20 protein-coding genes and 1 riboswitch are annotated in these 16,857 nt (G+C 42.4%); of the genes, 9 read left to right on the top strand and 11 right to left on the bottom strand.

Translation table 11 applies throughout. From position 1 onward, the window contains the following. From IPP77_07300 to IPP77_07290, 3 genes are all read left to right on the top strand, one after another. On the top strand, nt 1–567 hold a 567-nt coding region (locus IPP77_07300; protein ID MBL0309470.1), incomplete at its 5' end, for a hypothetical protein. A gap of 59 nt (nt 568–626) precedes the next feature. Beyond that, nucleotides 627–1,433, top strand: coding sequence for a hypothetical protein (locus IPP77_07295; GenBank protein ID MBL0309469.1), 807 nt, complete (start codon nt 627–629; stop codon nt 1,431–1,433). Further along, the gene (locus IPP77_07290) at nt 1,430–2,383 is read left to right on the top strand and encodes a hypothetical protein (GenBank protein ID MBL0309468.1); all 954 of its coding nucleotides are present in this window, start codon (nt 1,430–1,432) and stop codon (nt 2,381–2,383) included. The genes IPP77_07295 and IPP77_07290 overlap by 4 nt, the downstream gene beginning before the upstream one ends. A gap of 9 nt (nt 2,384–2,392) precedes the next feature. Here the strand turns inward: IPP77_07290 and IPP77_07285 are convergent, their stop codons facing one another. The 9 genes from IPP77_07285 to IPP77_07245 form a co-directional block, all read right to left on the bottom strand. After that, nucleotides 2,393–2,731: a MerR family transcriptional regulator gene (locus IPP77_07285; protein ID MBL0309467.1), complete on the bottom strand. Its 339-nt coding sequence runs from the start codon at nt 2,729–2,731 to the stop codon at nt 2,393–2,395. Between the two features lie 60 nt (nt 2,732–2,791). Beyond that, nucleotides 2,792–3,523: an ABC transporter ATP-binding protein gene (locus IPP77_07280; GenBank protein ID MBL0309466.1), complete on the bottom strand. Its 732-nt coding sequence runs from the start codon at nt 3,521–3,523 to the stop codon at nt 2,792–2,794. Between the two features lie 3 nt (nt 3,524–3,526). Next, the gene (locus tag IPP77_07275; GenBank protein ID MBL0309465.1) at nt 3,527–4,483 is read right to left on the bottom strand and encodes an iron ABC transporter permease; all 957 of its coding nucleotides are present in this window, start codon (nt 4,481–4,483) and stop codon (nt 3,527–3,529) included. Between the two features lie 72 nt (nt 4,484–4,555). Then, a complete protein-coding gene (locus tag IPP77_07270) occupies nt 4,556–4,939 on the bottom strand; it encodes a hypothetical protein (GenBank protein MBL0309464.1) in 384 nt (127 codons plus the stop codon). Next, complete coding sequence (locus IPP77_07265; GenBank protein ID MBL0309463.1) at nt 4,911–5,711, bottom strand: ABC transporter substrate-binding protein; 801 nt, start codon at nt 5,709–5,711, stop codon at nt 4,911–4,913. Before IPP77_07265 ends, IPP77_07270 begins: the two co-directional genes overlap by 29 nt. Nucleotides 5,712–5,718: 7 nt before the next feature. Then, entirely contained in the window at nt 5,719–6,771 is a 1,053-nt protein-coding gene (locus IPP77_07260; GenBank protein MBL0309462.1) for a hypothetical protein, read from the bottom strand. Nucleotides 6,772–6,774: 3 nt separating this feature from the next. Beyond that, nucleotides 6,775–8,652, bottom strand: coding sequence for a TonB-dependent receptor plug domain-containing protein (locus IPP77_07255; GenBank protein MBL0309461.1), 1,878 nt, complete (start codon nt 8,650–8,652; stop codon nt 6,775–6,777). After that, on the bottom strand, nt 8,649–9,650 hold the full coding sequence (locus IPP77_07250) for a T9SS type A sorting domain-containing protein (GenBank protein MBL0309460.1): 1,002 nt from the start codon (nt 9,648–9,650) through the stop codon (nt 8,649–8,651). The genes IPP77_07255 and IPP77_07250 overlap by 4 nt, the downstream gene beginning before the upstream one ends. 21 nt (nt 9,651–9,671) lie before the next feature. After that, entirely contained in the window at nt 9,672–10,928 is a 1,257-nt protein-coding gene (locus IPP77_07245) for a DUF4465 domain-containing protein (GenBank protein ID MBL0309459.1), read from the bottom strand. A 100-nt stretch (nt 10,929–11,028) separates the two neighbouring features. Next, nucleotides 11,029–11,231, bottom strand: a riboswitch (cobalamin riboswitch). 55 nt (nt 11,232–11,286) lie between these two features. Here IPP77_07245 and IPP77_07240 point away from each other — a divergent pair. Next, nucleotides 11,287–11,601 carry a hypothetical protein gene (locus IPP77_07240; GenBank protein MBL0309458.1) on the top strand — a complete coding sequence of 105 codons (315 nt, stop codon included), beginning with the start codon at nt 11,287–11,289 and terminating at the stop codon, nt 11,599–11,601. Between the two features lie 570 nt (nt 11,602–12,171). On the opposite strand, the gene IPP77_07235 is transcribed toward IPP77_07240, so the two are convergent. After that, a complete protein-coding gene (locus tag IPP77_07235; GenBank protein MBL0309457.1) occupies nt 12,172–12,372 on the bottom strand; it encodes a hypothetical protein in 201 nt (66 codons plus the stop codon). A 129-nt stretch (nt 12,373–12,501) separates the two neighbouring features. Between IPP77_07235 and IPP77_07230 the strand changes: the two genes are divergently transcribed. The 5 genes from IPP77_07230 to IPP77_07210 all read left to right on the top strand — a co-directional run bounded on the left by IPP77_07230 (nt 12,502) and on the right by IPP77_07210 (nt 15,285). Beyond that, on the top strand, nt 12,502–13,425 hold the full coding sequence (locus IPP77_07230; protein ID MBL0309456.1) for a hypothetical protein: 924 nt from the start codon (nt 12,502–12,504) through the stop codon (nt 13,423–13,425). 138 nt (nt 13,426–13,563) lie between these two features. Then, complete coding sequence (locus tag IPP77_07225) at nt 13,564–13,758, top strand: hypothetical protein (GenBank protein ID MBL0309455.1); 195 nt, start codon at nt 13,564–13,566, stop codon at nt 13,756–13,758. Between the two features lie 60 nt (nt 13,759–13,818). After that, nucleotides 13,819–14,700: a sulfotransferase domain-containing protein gene (locus IPP77_07220; GenBank protein MBL0309454.1), complete on the top strand. Its 882-nt coding sequence runs from the start codon at nt 13,819–13,821 to the stop codon at nt 14,698–14,700. A gap of 121 nt (nt 14,701–14,821) precedes the next feature. Beyond that, entirely contained in the window at nt 14,822–15,025 is a 204-nt protein-coding gene (locus tag IPP77_07215; GenBank protein ID MBL0309453.1) for a hypothetical protein, read from the top strand. Continuing rightward, complete coding sequence (locus IPP77_07210) at nt 15,016–15,285, top strand: type II toxin-antitoxin system RelE/ParE family toxin (GenBank protein MBL0309452.1); 270 nt, start codon at nt 15,016–15,018, stop codon at nt 15,283–15,285. The genes IPP77_07215 and IPP77_07210 overlap by 10 nt, the downstream gene beginning before the upstream one ends. A gap of 245 nt (nt 15,286–15,530) precedes the next feature. Here the strand turns inward: IPP77_07210 and IPP77_07205 are convergent, their stop codons facing one another. Then, complete coding sequence (locus IPP77_07205; protein ID MBL0309451.1) at nt 15,531–16,757, bottom strand: PKD domain-containing protein; 1,227 nt, start codon at nt 16,755–16,757, stop codon at nt 15,531–15,533. Between the last annotated feature and the right edge of the window lie 100 nt (nt 16,758–16,857).

Here is a 16,857-nt window from a genome sequence, read left to right as displayed (position 1 = left end):
GTCAAAAATTATGTGCCGGTCGTTTATTGGTTGGTCATTATTGCCACGACAACTTTAGGAACTGAAATCTCTGATTACATTGACCGAACACTTCATTTAGGTTACACCGCCGGAAGCATTTTACTTGTGAGTTGCTTGCTCCTCACCTTGTTTTTATGGTTTCGCAAATTCAAAAACCTCGAGGTTTTCCCAATCGCTGACAAGCAAAAAGAAATTTATTACTGGTCTGCAATTCTTTTCTCAAACAGCTTAGGAACCGCTTTCGGAGATTTTCTTGGCGACCATTTTGGAATGAGTTATCTTCAAGGTGCTTTTATAACAGGCGGAGTAATCATAGTGGTGGTGCTGCTCCACTATCTCACCAAAATCAATCACATCATTTTGTTTTGGGTTGCGTTTATTTTCACCCGACCATTCGGAGCCACCTTTGGCGACTTTCTCACAAAGCCGATTGACAAAGGCGGGTTGAATCTTGGGACTTTAGAATCTTCGCTTGTTGCAATTAGTGTGATAACCGTTCTACTTTTCATTGCTCATAGACAACACAAATTGAACAGCACCGGATAGCTGGAAAGCAGTGGGACAGCTAATCGAGTAGGCTGAGAATTAAAAGCAGAAAGGCCTTAGTGAAAAATAGTTTGCTGGCGCTTTTCTTTCTGTCCTTCATTCATTCATCAAACGCACAAGGCACCTTCATCCCCTTAGGCTCGGATGCTTATAATTATATAGACCGGTTCGACATTAAGTATAGCAAGATTGTTCCGATTTCCCATACCGGCCAGAAAACCATTCAGCGCAGTACGGCCGCTAAGTTGGCAGAAACACTTTTGTTGTCTAATATCCACTTTAACAAAGTAGATCGCGGCAGGATTCAATATTTGATTGATGACAATGCAGATTGGCTGGACACTTTAACCAGTGTATCGAAAAAGCCTTGGTGGAAGATGTATCGTGAACCGGCTACTTTTCTTCATGTTTCTTCCAAGAAAAAAGGTCAGTATGATCTTCGCGCCAACGCCATCGGCGAATTGAGGTTGGGAGGAGAAACATACAACAAGCGCTTTCTCTTTACCCGAACTGCGGGTATGGAATTCAGAGGAAATATCAAGCAGGTGTTCAGTTATTACTTCAACCTGACGCAGACTGCCGCGCGCATACCGCAATATGCTTCAAACAAGGTGAAGTATGAGCGAATCAAAGACACTGTAGGCTTGACAGATTATACCTACGTTCCGAATGAGTCATACTGGAAAGATTATTCTTCAAAGATTTTTAAGTTTGAAGATGGGGTAGATTATTTTGATGTACGGGGATATATCACTGCACACATTCTGAAACACATCAACCTCACCTTTGGGCGCGATAATCATTTTATAGGCAATGGAATCAGATCACACATTCTTTCTGATAATGCCCGGCCTATTTGTTCTTGAAGTTTAATGTAAATTTTTGGCGCATCAGCTATCAGAGCATATTTGCCGAACTGACTTCACAGTATCAGCGCGGCGGAGACCAATTGCTTCCTAAAAAATATATGGCGCTGCACCACGCGAGCATTCAGGCTACTCACTGGCTCAACATCAGCGTTTTCGAATCGGTGATTATGAGTCGTAGCAATCATTTTGAATTGCAATATCTCAATCCAATTATTTTTTACCGAGGGGTGGAACATGCGCTTGGCAGCCCCGATAATGTTTTGCTGGGAGGAGATTATAAAGTCAACTTCCTGAACCACGTACAGATATACGGGCAGTTTGTGCTGGACGAGTTCAGCTTCAAGAATGTAGCCAAGCGAACCCGCTGGTGGGCGAATAAATATGCGATGCAGGTGGGGATGAAATATATAGATATTGTTCCCAATCTAGATGCGCAGGCAGAGTTTAATCTGGTGCGGCCATTCACCTATACTTCGGGAGATCCAAAAACTAACTACACCCATTATAATCAGCCGTTGGCTCATCCGCTTGGCGCAGGGTTCTATGAGTTTCTGCTGAATGTGCGGTATCAACCTGTGATGCGCCTTTCCTTTAATTTGAGAATGATGTACGCCAAAACAACCGGTGATACTTTATGGGTGAATCCACAGAACAATAAATGGGAAATGACGAATTTCGGAGGAGATATTTTTAGAAGTGCAGCGCCATTAACCGTTACTAAAGAGTTCGGCAACCGTATAGGTCAGGGGGCGGGTGGTTCCATTGCTTATATTCAACTGCTTACTTCTTATATGCCTTGGCATAATTTCTATGTAGATTTCGAATTGCTCTATCGTTCTAATACGGCAGGCGATAAATCAATTAACAACCGAAATCCGGCTCTTTCCTCTTTTATCTATTCTATTGGAGCGCGACTCAATTTTGCTTATAAGAGTCACGAATTTTAGTCCGAATGCTTAACCCAGTTCCTCTTTCAGTTGTTCGAGGAAGTCTCTTACCTTTTTGAGTTTGTCAGTTAACTGCATTTTCTTTTCTACATCTTTCGGATCCGCTTTTAGCCGAGCCCTTGCGCCGTCCAGGGTGTATCCTTTTTCTTTTACCAGATGATAGATGAGCTTAACCTTTTCAATGTCCTCTTTTGTGTAGAAGCGATCGCCTTTGCCATTCTTTTTGGGTTTCAATATGCTAAACTCCCTTTCCCAATAGCGCAACATCGAGGCATTGATTTCTAACATGGTCGCCACCTCACCTATGGAGTAATATAGTTTTTCTATGGTTTTCTCTTTCCAAGCCATGTGGCGAAGTTAGAATTTAGATTTAGGATAGATACAAAAGAGCCTCTTCATTTCCACATTTCAGACCAATTCCTGAATCTTCAATTTGTCCATAATTATCTGTCGGAACTCAGGCTCGGTGTTCTTGACTACTACAAATTCCTTTTCCTCAGTCATCAACCAAAAGGTGTTGGCATATTGCATGGCCGCTTGAATGTCGTGGGTCGAAAAAATAGTAACTCCTTCACCCTCTAACGCCGACCTATCTGTCAATAATTCGTAAATAGATTTTTTATGTCTAAAGTCAAGATAGGCAGTGGGTTCGTCGAGTATGAGTATCGGGGTGTCTTGACAAATAGCGCGAGCTATCAATACTCGTTGCTTTTCCCCATCGCTCAAATGATTAAACAAACGATATTCCATATCCTCTAGTTTTGCCGTTGTGATAGCCATGTCAATAACAACATAATCTTCCTCAGACAAATTACCAAACCAACCGGTATAAGGAGTACGCCCCATCGCTATAAATTCTCTTACCGTGATATTCTCTATATAAATCTTCTCGGTCCAGACGGCACTTATCATTGTTGCCAGTTCCGGTGCACTATAGTTTTCAGTTGATTCACCCGCGATAAATATTTCCCCATGTAAGTGTTCTTGAACACCACAGAGTGTACGCAGGAAGGTGGACTTGCCTACTCCATTCACACCTAAAAGAGCTATGATATCACCGGGGTCAGCTTTCACAGATATCTTTGAAAAGATGGGAGCCTTTTCTTTAAATCCTATGTCCAAGTCATTAATTACTATCATGGCTTAGCCCTTTTTATATTTCATGATAATCCAAATAACAACCGGTGCACCAAAAAGGGAGGTAACCGCATTAATAGGAAGAGCAATTTCTGTACCCGGAACCGAAGCAAGGATATTGCAAAGACAGCAGATCACAGCACCCATCAGAGCACAGGCGGGCGTAAGGATATTGTGGTTGTATGTATTAAAAAGCCGGCGCACTATGTGAGGTACCGCAAGCCCTACAAAGCCGATAGGTCCACAGAAGGCCGTGACACAACCGGCCAAGAGGCTGGTGCAAAATACAACTAGATACTTTATCAGGTTTATTGGCACTCCCAAGCCGGCAGCATAAATCTCGCCGAGCAGCAACAGATTAAGTTGTTTGGAAACAGCCAAGGATAAAAATATACCTATCATCACTGCACCAGCCAAATAGGCTACCTGGGTGATATCTACATAACGAAAGCTACCAAAGGTCCAGAGCACATAATGTTTCAGTGCTTCATTGCCCGAAAAGGATTGAAGAATTTCAATAAAGGCACTGATTCCTCCGCCCAACATTAAACCAATAATCAGCACAGCCACCACATCGCGAATCCGAAAAGTCAGTACTGAGCTCACAACAAATATGACAAAAGCACCCAAGGAAGCCGAAATGATAATTCCCCATCCGCTCAATAGATGAAACAAAGAATAGGAACTAAGAGCAGCGGCCCCCATTAAATATAAAGCAACACCCAAACTGGCTCCGGCACTGATTCCCAACACATAAGGACCCGCGACAGGATTGCGAAATAAAGTTTGCATTTGCAAACCGCTGACAGACAATCCGGCACCAGCCAACATGGCAGCCAGCGCCCCGGGAAGCCTCGACTCGATGACAATATTACTCCATGCTTCATTGTCAACCGTTCCTCCGGTTAGAATAGTAAGAACACTACTGATTGGAATTCTTACCGAGCCGATAAATAATTGCAAGAGCAGAACTATGAACAGCAAGCTGGTTAAAACTGCAAAAAGGAAGAGGTGTCTGCTTTTGTTTTCCAAAATCTATTTCAATTGTTGGTAGTAATATAGCTGATGAGCCGGAATGAAATCAGGATGGAAAATAGTAATGAGGTCAGACAATATCAGGTCAGGGTTCACCGTGCCCGATTCCCAGAAATCAAAACCTCCGGCAGGAGTATTGCGAAGATTGTTGTTGAATACCTTATTGGTCTTCCAAGCCTTGAAAAATGTGTTCTTGCTATCAGCGGCTTTAATATCAGCTAATGACTTAGCAAAACCACTGTTTATCCAAAAGTCTGCTTCCGCCGCTTTGTTATAGACTGCTTCGTAATCCAGGTTCAAGTTCAAACCATTATTTGCGTTTGTATTTTTCCATAAAAAATCTCCACCCGCATCTTCAATCAAACGCCATATAGTTTTCGCCACAAGGCATATACCATATTTCCTTGAAAGGGATATTGCAAAAGACAGTAGGTCGCTGCACCACCTGCTTCATTTGGTTCTTTAGAGAAAGATATTTCTCCTCCGTTATAGAAAACAAACTATCCGCCTCCTTTTCCCGATCGAAGAAAGCAGCCATAAACTTCAACCACTCAGCACGAGCCAAAGGATCTTGCTCCATATAGTCGAGATTAAGCACTGAGGGAATATTTAATGAACGGAGTTTAATGTTCAACTTATCTCCACCATCATAGCTACCGGATGAAAGCACAAAGGAAGGAGCAATTTCCACCAATCGTTCAAAATCCATTTCGTCGTTTCCCAAATTGGCAATCGCTCCTTGTTCAATTCTTTGATGAACCTCCTGATTATAAATCAATGATGCTCCGGTGATGCCTGCAATCCGGTCAACAAGATTTAGCTTCACCAATTCAGCGATATGCGTCGTGGAAATACAAACTACTTTATCTACGGGTGTTCCAATCTTGACAGCTTTGTCATATCCAAGAGGTGCCGAAGATGATTTTGGATAAAGAATATACTCTGCCAATAGTTTGGTAGTATCCTTTCCATCGCGAACCGAAATGATTTTGAACCCATCGAAATAATGAATCGAAAAGCCTCGAGCATATTTTAGAGAAAGAACCGATATGGGTTCTTCTGATTTTTTCAGCAATACACCTTTATCCTTTCCCTGATGGCAAGATGATGCAACGAGAAGAATGAAAATGGCACTGAGCAATAGTGAATATTTCATTCGCCCCCTATTCATTTTTAAACGTAAAGTTCCCGGCAATGATTCCCGCCGTGAAGGAATGTATTAGTTGTCCGGATTTATCATAACGATAAACACGAGAAGCCTGAACAAAATCCAATGCGTCAGAAAAATAGATGTCGCCTGATTTAGAGTCAATATCTAAAGCATAGATGTTGTGCCCATTCCGAGAAATGAACGGAGTAGCGGACAGTTGGTTATCAGAAATTGAAAAACGATAAATATCTGAGTCGAGATACAGAAGGGTGTCGCCGGTTGCGTTGATGCGAAGTAATGCCGGATGATGATTCAGAGGAAATGAAATCATCCGGTGAACGGAGAAATCTTCATTGAGGCAAACTAAGGAGGAATTAATGGAATGAGCTGTATCTCCGTCCATCAACAACCAAAGGCGATTGTCCTTATCCTTTGCCATCCCCTGAATATTACTTCCATCAAATGAATAGTGTTGAACAACAGCATGACTATTCGAATTGATTCTTACAAAACCAGCTTGAGAAGAAGGAAAAGCATCTAGATTACGTTCTTCTACCAAAATGTCATTTCCGTACTTCATCAGGTGTTCGGTCCAACGAGAAACCTGGTCTATTTCCTTTATTACCACACCTGACTGATAGTTGAGGACATAGATTTTTGATTTGTAAAGTTCTGAAACATAAGCAATGCTGTCATTCAAAGCATAGAAGTAACGCGGTGAAGAGCCTGGGATTAGAATAGTCCTTATCTTTTTCATTGAAGCAATGTTTACAACTTCAATCTTCTGTGAGTTATTGACTACAATAAATCCTAAAGAATCTCGAATGAAAAGGGATTGCGCCACATCACCTAACGCATACTGATTAGCTGCCTGAAAAAGATTATTACTAATCTCCTGATTCATTGGGTTATAAAAAGAAATTTCACCACTCCCGAAATTGAAGGGGCCTTCATTGCAGATAAATACTCCGGCAGTGGAAGGCAAATTAAGAGTTGTCGTATCCTTTTTACAGGAAGAGCAGACAAACAATATCGCTAAACAAAAAACAACGAATGGTCTTCCCATGAGCTACAAAAATTTAAACCTAAATGTTCCTTCAAAGTTCCTTCCGGGCATTGGTCTCTGCGCAATCACTTGGTACGAAGAATTAGCCATGTTATTTACACGGAATGAGATGCCCAATTCTAAATGAGCGAAGTTCAGCTCCTTTCCTAACTCCAGATCTGAAATAAAATATCCTTTTAGAGACTGTGAATTATCTGTAGTAGTGTAAACTTTATCCGTAAAACGATTCACTGCGCGCAGATAAAACTTGCGGTACTGTAATTGCAAGCCGACCACAACTTGATGAACAGGGACGTATATCAATTGCTTTCCTTTGGAATTATCAAACTCTGAGGTGGCATCCAGATTAGTAGTGCGCGTATAGGAGTATGATGTGTTGAGGTGAAAAACAAATTGGTTTGGAAGATGCTCCATTGCATTGGTAAAATGAAAGTTAGTCTCTATCCCTCTAGAAAAGACCCGTTTCAAATTTTCTGGAGACCAAAAACTTCCATTGGGAGTCCATTGAATCCAATCATTTACATAAATATAGAAGTTAGATACAGCAACGTCTGCCACTTTTCCATATCGGTATTTCAGTTGTATTTCACCATTCCATGATTTCTCTTGTTTCAATTCAGGATTTCCACCTGGTATCCAATACAGGTCGTTGAGTGTAGGAAAACGAAAGTTGCGCGATGCAATCAGCCCGGCGGTGATTCCATGTTTTTGTTTGAAATCCTTTGAATAGCTGAAAGCTAATTCTGGTGCAAAAGTAGAGAACCGTTGACCAACAAAATCTTCACGAAATCCTCCATGTATTCTAAATTGTTTTAGAAAATAATAGTCAGCATAGACTTTTAGTCCAACAATACTTCTGTCTTTCTTGCCTCTGTATGCCAGAACATTAGCCGCTTCATAATCATAGTTTAGCTCTGAATTAAGAATCAACTGAAATGGAAAAATATAACGAGCAGAAAAATTGCTTCTAATGGCAGTCATGTGTGAGGTCTCGTCCAAAAAGGCATTTGGACTGATGTATTCCATATCGTCTTTCAGTAAGGCAGATGAAAGTTTCAGATTCAGATTTTTATACCGTCCTTTCCAATCTGCCATTAAACGCAGGGAGCCATCTTTTTGACTTTCATTGCTCAAGGGTTTACTCATAATTGGTGAAATTTCCCGGAAAGCATCTGTTAGCCAACAATATAGATTCAAAGAATTGTTTTCATTCAACCGAAAACCAAACTGTTGTAGAAATGACAATTGAGATACAGAGGCATTGGTTTGTTTTGTACGAGGATGATTTTCTTCAAAGATATTTCGGTAAGAAAAATTATTAGTCGCATTCACAAAATTAAAACGGGTGCTACCCGAAACTATCCCTTTGGCATACTGCGCATCCGCCATCACCTCAAAAGTGCTGAAACTGGCAACACGAAAATTACCGGAAATCGAAAATCCCGAATCCATTTTCAGTTGATTATCCATTAATAATGTACCTCCAATCGTACCGTGATAACCGGTGCGTATCAACTGCAAATCATCTTGCATTCCTATTTGAAATAGTGATAAATCCACCTGACCCAAAGCAGGGGAGTTGAGTTTTACTCCATTCCATAAAATCTCTGTTTGTGTAGCAGATGTTCCTCGAACGGATAGTGAAGCTAATTGGCCAGCACCATATTTTTTTACATAAACCGACGAATATTCATTCAGTGCATCGGCTATTCGTTTGCCTTTGATATACCGGATATCGGTGAAAGGAGATTCGATCGCTTCGGGGTGAGCACTTACCTTTTCTATCTTCATAACATCTTGAAGTGTCACCGTATCTTTTACACCGGTGGCATACAATAGCTGGACTACATTGAGCAACAGATATGTCCAGATAAATTTCATTCAACTATAACCTTTATGGTCTGTGTTTCCGAAGAAGATTGGAGTGTCAAAAAATATATCCCCTTTGGATACGCAGCCGTCTCAATAACCTTATTTGTTTTATCCAATCTGCCGGAATACAAAACCGAACCGGTAGTGTTCGTGAGCACTAAAGCAGCACCGACCCAATGAGCATCAGCAATTAAATGAACGGTCTCTGTTCTATTGGGATTAGGAAACAATGTTACCGGTATAGCCCATGAATCATTTATACTGGTTTCGTTTAGCGAATGAATGACCCCTACGGCATCTAAATCAAATCCACCGGAAGGAAAAGGTGTAGGCCAAGAATCATTTATTTTCTTTCCCTGCGAATCATAAGTAGCAAACTGCGAATCTATAGACCCGACCACATCCACCACCCGAACGTGTGTAATATGAAGCACATCCAACCCAGCAGAATCTTTCAACTCCTCCAAATCAAAGGGAGTTCCATAACCGGCAACATACTTGCCTGCTAAGTTATTTACTAAAGAAGCATCCATTCCCTCCATAGCCAATTGGATGGTGTCTTGGATATTTGAAATAGTTGGAAAGCGAACGAACCGATTCCCATCTGAACTCACCTCCACAAAAGCAAATTCGAGAAAAGCAAGCGGTGTGCCAGCCACAGAAAATCCATTTTCAAAAACAGCAAAGTCAAAACCCGGGCCGTTGAAGATTGGCGAAGAGAAGGTCAGAGTAGCTATGCCTCCATCTCCAAGACTAACAACACCGTTTTCTCCGGGTTTGCCGGTTGGAGAAATTTCATTACCGACAGCCGTATGACCGATGGTAGTATCCGAAATATTTTGCCAACCTAATTGCAAAGAACAGGTAGAAGCCCAGGAAGTAAAAGATTCATCGCCTTTATGAATTGCCGTACTTCCTTCAAAACCCGCCGCAGGAGCAAATTGTCCCTGCAACGGATTGGAACTAAATATCACTGCAACGAACAGTATCTGTAAGATTGTTTTCATTTCATTCAACCCTGCGAAAGGCTATTGCTTTAGTGCTTTTAACACTACCGAAGCACCACCACCAAACACTTTCACAAAATATAAGCCCGACAAAAGGTCTGTTGTCTGGATTACCTCTTGTTTCATAGATTCCTTCAAAATTTTGTTCTTCACCATTCTTCCGTTTATATCAAACAGTTCTATCCGTTCAGTGCCTTCGGGGAAATTGATAGCAAATGAACCGGTGAATGGATTGGGTGATAAGAGAATATCGTTTTCAGTTAAATCTTCTATACCGGTTAAAGAATTCACCCGCACAACAAGCATCGCGGTATCACATTCCATTGCGGCATCACAAACTCTGTAATAGAGCGTATCCGTCGCTACAATGCCGACGGCAGGCTGATAGTAAATATGCGTACCGTTAGAGTCGGCAGCATAAGCACCGGGAATCATAGGGCTACTGATTAGCTGCACGGTGAGCGGAAGGGCATCCACATCTATATCGTTTGACAGAACATCAATCAATGTATCCTCCAAATAATTAATCATCACTTCATCGTTCATGGCTACCGGTGCGTTGTTTGCAACATCAGCAGTTGTAAAATTGTCCAGACAAAAATAGGCGGGCGTATTCATTCCATAAAGACCGGTGTCGGACGAGGAAAGAAAAAACTGTATGCTGTCCACATTGCCCAGCGGAATGAGGTCTAACCATTCCCACGTTTTGAGAATATAGTCTTCGCTATTATCCGAAGATCGGAAATCGGCCAGATAAAAATCTACCCTATTTTTTTTCTCTGCACCGTTCAACCAACCTTTGGCCGTGAGTTTAAACCAGTCTTCTTCATTACCCGAAACACCCCCGAATTTTTTACAGAAAGCATCTCCGTCTTTCATACTGAGATAAGCATAAGTTGCATTAGTGACATAGAAACCGCTGGCCTGTTTCCCCGCACCGATACCGGTAAGGCGAATTTTTGTTTGGCCACTGAGATTGGCAACTGCATAGTTGGAAGAACCATAAAATCCTTCACCGGTAATCGCACTAAAATCATTTTGATAGCCGGAAGTGGTGGTATCTTTCTTGTTGGAATAACCAAAGCCGCCCCAAAGCTGAAACGCGACAGAATAATCGCTCGCAAAGAAAGCATTGCCATCGCTGAAGCCCCCTGTCAAATCTGCCCCATTCCAAAATGAATCGGCAGGTAAAGTGAGACTTTCAAAATCAGATACGGTTTGTGCAAAAGAGATAAGCGCGAAGCACATCGCAAGAAATAAAAGGTTGATTTTTTTCATTTTAAATGAATTTGAATGATTAAAAAAATCGCCCCGAAATGAAAGATGGAATAAAAACCGGGTAAGGTTTCGACTCGCTGCTCTTCTTCCCGAAAGCTTTGAAAAATTTATTGTTTAAGGCAGGTCTTCTGGCTCGCTTCGTTTTCGGCGCCTTCCCATTTCGCTTGATCGAAATAGTGGCAAAGTTGCCGAAAATGTTAAAGAAGCATACAGCAGCGGGAACTGCTCCTGATTTTCACAGGATTCCCTATTATGGCCGCCACAAATTCTTGTGGTTTGGCCACCTTTAACGGCGTAAAGGAAGAAAAATTCTTTTCACCAGTTGAAAATAAAATGTCAACATTGCGTTTACTTATTTATGAAGTATCTCTTTTTTCTGCTTACAACAACGTGTATTCTTTCCTTTGTTTCTTGCAAAAGAGCCTGCTATCGCTGCACACAATATTGCGCGTATTGTATTTCAAAAACCGATTCGTCTATCTCCTATAAAATCTGTGCCAATGCCGGCATCGGCAATAGCCGCGTAGATGCCGAGCGCGATTCGCTGCAAGCAAGCAACCATTATTGCAGCCGGTTGGTGGATGAAAAAACTATCTGCGATTCTAAAAGCGGTATTGACGACGCGCTCGTTTATTTCCAAAAACAAGATTATTACTGCACGCCTAAGGAGTGAATAGCTCCATCGACACTTTGCTCCCTTCGGGCTTCGGGTGCCTAGCAAAATATATTTTGCAGTTTCGTTTAGACGATTATTTTTGTGAAAGAATAACACAAACCTCTCATGCTTCACAACATGATCTTCTTCTCTCAAACACCGGTAATATCTGCGGCTGATTCTCTCATGATTGAGGCGCGCGCGCGCGCAGCTACGCCTATAATCTAATTCACAGGGCGCTATTTTCCAAGTTCTCCTCTCAAATTTCTCCTAAAATCTGTTTCGACGGGTCTGAAAATTCTTGGACCGAATTTGGTTCAAAGTTCTACAAATTGGAGTCCATGCTTTTGGCACCCGAAGACCCTCCACTGGTTTTGGTGGAATAGCTTACAGACGCGAAAGACCCTCCACCAGATTTAGTGGAACCCCTAACAGACCCACAAGCCTATCCACTACGTTCAGTGGAGGTGCTTACAGACCAGAAAGCCTATCCACCAAGTTTAGCGGAGAGCCTTGCAGACCTGAAAGCCCATCCACCAAGTTTAGCCGAGACCCTTACAGACCTGCAAACCTATCCACTACATTCAGTCAAGACCCTTGCGCACCTGTAAGCCCATCCACTACATTCAGTGGAGCCGCTAACAGACCTGTAAGCCTGTCCGCTACGTTCAGCGGAGGCCCTAACAGACCTGTAAGCCTGTCCACTACATTCAGTGGAAGCCCTAACAGACCTGCAAGCCTGTCCACTACGTTCAGCGGAAGCCCTAACAGACCTGTAAGCCTATCCACTATATTCAGCGGAGCCGCTAACAGACCTGTAAGCCTGTCCGCTAAGTCTGGTGGAGGCTCACACAGCCCTGCGCCACAAGCTATTACGCTTCAAACCCCTTTTTTCATCAAAATAAAAACCAAAACCCTATGACTATAACTCGCCGTTTGCCTAACAGCAACCTCACGCGCCAGAACGCGCTGAACAAAGCCAACAATACCAACGCCGTAGAACCCGGCACCCTCACCCCCACCACCATCGGGCGGCTGGGCAGCATGAACACCAATTTTAACAATGGCCTCACGGCCTGGGCCAACGCCAAGTCGGGGCAAACCACCAACACGCCCACCAAAGATGCACAGGTGGAAGGCACCCGCATGTTTGTTAGCCACTTTATCCAGGTCTTCAACCTGGGGGTGAAACGCAACAAATATCCGGCGGGCAATCGCTCCTTCTATCAATTAGATGTGAGCAGCGAAGCGGTGCCCAATCTGGATAAGGAAGAGGATGTAATAAGCTGGGCCAACCGCTTGGTGGCGGGCGACCCTAACCGCGTGGCGGCAGGCGGTGCGCCAATGGAAAATCCCAACATCAGCGAGGTGCAGTCTATCCTGATAAGCGCCAACACATTTATAGCCCAGCAGGTATCCTTTGCAAATATTCTTGATGCGGCAGAAGAAGCGGTGGATGTGTTGAACATCGAGGCCGATAAGGTGATTAAAAAAGTATGGGATGAAGTAGAGACTTTTTATAACGAAGAATCGCCGGAAAGCATGCGCGAAAACGCCCGCCGTTGGGGGGTGGTATATATGACCGAAGGGCCACCGGCTACTTTGGTTGGTTTTGTGAAAAACAGCGGCGGCGGTGTCGAAGTGGGTCGGGTGGTTACTTTGGAAGATTCGGGCGCTACAGCAACTACCGATGGAACCGGTCGCTATCAAATAGACACCAAACTGACCGGCGATGTAACCCTCCGCGTACACGGCGAAGAGGATGCAGCCGGAAGAGTAGTCGTCAACATACCGGAACATGAAGGAGCCGTTACGATTAATGTGGCGGATATTCTTTGGTAAGAAAAAGCTATGAGCCATGAGCCGTTAGCTATGAGAGGTTTTTCTCACAGCTCATAGCTAACTGCTCATAGCTTAAAAATAAAAACCCAGGTAGCCGAAAAGGGGATATAGAGTAGGTGAAAACAAAAACCAATTTCTATGAAAAAACTTAGATTTTTAATCGGATTGACCGCATTGTTCACCAGCCTTTTTGCCTTCAACTCTTGCAAGAAGAGCTATAATTGTTGCTATGCCGGAGATTGTGAAGTCGTAAAAGAAAGCGATTTTACCAGCAGTGCTGAATTCAAATCGTACATTAAATATTTGGAAAACAGCGGTTACACCTGTCACTAATCACGTATCGTATTTATGAAGATAGGCCTGCAATATTGCAGGCCTTTTATTTTTTTAATAATGAGTTGGGAAATATCAATTATCGAAAAGTGCATTCGCTTTTTATCTAAAGTAAAGAGCAATGTTGAGGGCGCTATTCATCAGCTAAGATTCATGAAATATGAATTGCTGTTTGGTGAGCGCGACGACGACATCTATGTGGTTACATTCCTAAAAGCTGGCACCACTTGGATGCAAATGATACTATATCAATTGACCACGGACGGAGCAATGAATTTTAAGCATATTTATGATGTGTCTCCTTGGTTGAGAAACTTAGCGGATCGAAATGGAACGATACCCGATCTTTTATCCCCACGAATTGTCAAAACTCATGATCCATACAATAAGGTTGATAAGAATAAAAAGGGGAAATACATATTTGTGGTCAGAGATGGACTGGACGTTGCCAACTCGCTTTATCACCACCGCAAAAACTATAATAGCACAAAGATTACGTTTCAAGAAAGTTTTGAAATGTCCTTTCGAGATGAGGATGATTCAAACTGGTTTAAGTTTCATGAACAATGGCTAAGAAACAAGAACAAGTTGCCGATCCTCTATGTCCGTTACGAAGACTTGCAGCAGAATTTTGTACAAGAGCTATTCCGTATAGCCAAATTTTTAGGCATAGAATTGAAGCCGGAGCATATCAATAGAATTCAGGAGCATTGCTCATTCGATTTTATGAAGCAGCATGAAAGCAAATTCGGCGAACAGCCGAACGTAGAAAAGCATGAAATCGTTTATAATCAATTCATCCGGACGGGGAAAATGGGCGAGGGGGAAAAAGTGATTAGCGAGGCCGATAAGGAATACTTTTATAAGCGATTTAATTTTCACTTAGGCCAATTCCCTATAATGGAAATCTATAAGCGGAATCAATCGCCCACTGATAAATAGGCGAAGTGTTTTCAGACTACAAAAGTCTATGAGACTTTTGTAGTTTAAAACGAAAAGTCCCGTTCCGATAACTATCGGGCGGGGCTTTTTTATTTTGTAACCTTATAGCTATATTTGTAGTATGGAAACAATAGTGTTGCAAGCCCGTGATAAAAAAGAAGGTCGTCTTCTTAAAGAGCTTCTGAGCAAAATGAAGGTTCGTATGTTCACCCTTTCTGAAGAGGAGCAGGAGGATTTTGTATTCGGCAAATTGATCAAGGAAGCGGTGAAACAGGGTGAAGCCAAACCCTCCTCTATTGCAAAGGTCATTCGTAAATGGAAGTAAAATTCTCAAAGCCCTTTGAGAAAGATTTCACAGCCATCTCTACCAATAAGAATTTGGTATTAAAGGTGGATGAACTAATTCAGCAGTTTCAAAAGTCTGATTCATTATTAAAAATCGAAGGCATCAAACGGCTTAAGGGTCACGCCCATTGTTACCGGATAAGAATCGGCCATTATCGTTTGGGTTTGTTGGTCGAAGGGAAAGTGGTTTGGCTGGCCAGACTGCTACACCGAAAAGAGATTTATAGGTATTTTCCCTAAGCCGGAATAATATTATTTTTTATTCCGCCACATGGTATCTAGCCCTTGAAGGTGTTTAGTTTCCCAAATTTATAGCAGCGTAAATGCCACCAACAAGTTCGTTCTTCCAAGTGTTAGCGAAGCGAACTTGGAAGTCCTTATAAAATTTTCAGACTACAAAAGTCTTAAAGACTTTTGTAGTTTATAAAAAACAAAAGGCCCGCCTTTCCCAGGCAGGACCTTTTTACAAACCGCTGTATCTTGGTTTATCGCTCGATAAAAATTCTACTGGTACTCACGTCTTTTTCGCCAGCCACAGATAATATGTAATAGCCTGCCGGTTGGTCGTTCAGGTCAATGGCGCATTGCATGGTCTGCCAAGGCGCTTTATAAATCGGTCTGCCTAAAAGGTCGAATATTTGTACTTGTGCATGGTCTGCTACTTGGGTCTTTCTGTTCAAGCGCAGGATGTTTCCCTGAACGGATATCATCAATTCCTGTTTCTTTTCTTCCCTTATCCCCGACGGAACTTCAACCGTAATCATCATTTGTGAAGAAGCCGAACATCCATAAGTGTTAGAACACATCACGTTGACCGGGTAGGTTCCGGGTGTATAATAAGTCATCGGCGGGTTGGCCACGCCGGTGATTAAAGTACCATCACCAAAGTCCCATTCATATTGAGTAGTATTGGATGCCAAGGCATGAAAAGTAGTCCGCTGCCCAACATAAATCGGGTCGTTCGGAGTCTGCATGGAGGAGGTAATATAATTCCCTCCCAGTTCAAAATATTTTCCTGAGGAATAGAAACCGGTTAAAAATGCTACATAGTATTTGCCCTGCGCCAAACCATTGAAGGATGCCACCGGGTTCACATTGGCAATTGTTTCGATTAGATTGTTTGCCGTATCATATAACTGACAGATATCCCAAGGCACGGTAGGGTCAATAGTCACGGTGATAGAACCTTCATTATTCTGACAACCCGAGTTGACGTAGGTGAACACAGCCGGATGGGTGACATGAATATAAAACCTTCCCGAATCGCTGTCACTGGTATTTAGCAAAGCAGTATAAGTTCCGGTTCGCAAGTCGGTAAACACATTTGTTTGCCGATCTTCTAAACGGATAAGGCAGGAGGGGTCGAAATTTGTCAAGTTAATCGCAGAAATATTGTAGTTGCCGTCTATATCCACTTCAAAACCCAGCGGAACTATTTCGGTAGAAGATAAATTGCCGAAACCATTTTTAGAGCATTTGATTCCATCTGAAGTAAAAGAAAAAAGTTCGGGAACTCCCTCAAAAGGACTGGATACAAGCAATTCATCGTCCGTACTGTTGAATGACGAAATAGCATTTTCTTCAAAGTAGATGGAGGCATCATCCAGATAACCGGTATTGACTGATTGAAGGCGCAGGGACAAAGTACTCTTTGCTGCTATTAAATCAGAAAAGTGCATCCCCAAAACAATGATGAGTATAAGTGCTTTCATTTTATCTTGTTTGTTTTTCCTTTTCTAATTTTAATTGTCCGTTGCATCATCCAAGCGGATATTAAATAGAGATACGCCATAAACAAAGGTAAGTTACAGC

This window comes from Bacteroidota bacterium (genome assembly GCA_016722375.1).
Lineage (GTDB): Bacteria > Bacteroidota > Bacteroidia > Chitinophagales > LD1 > Bog-950.
Note: the sequence above shows the minus strand (reverse complement) of the source record. Positions and strands in the feature narration are given on the sequence as shown.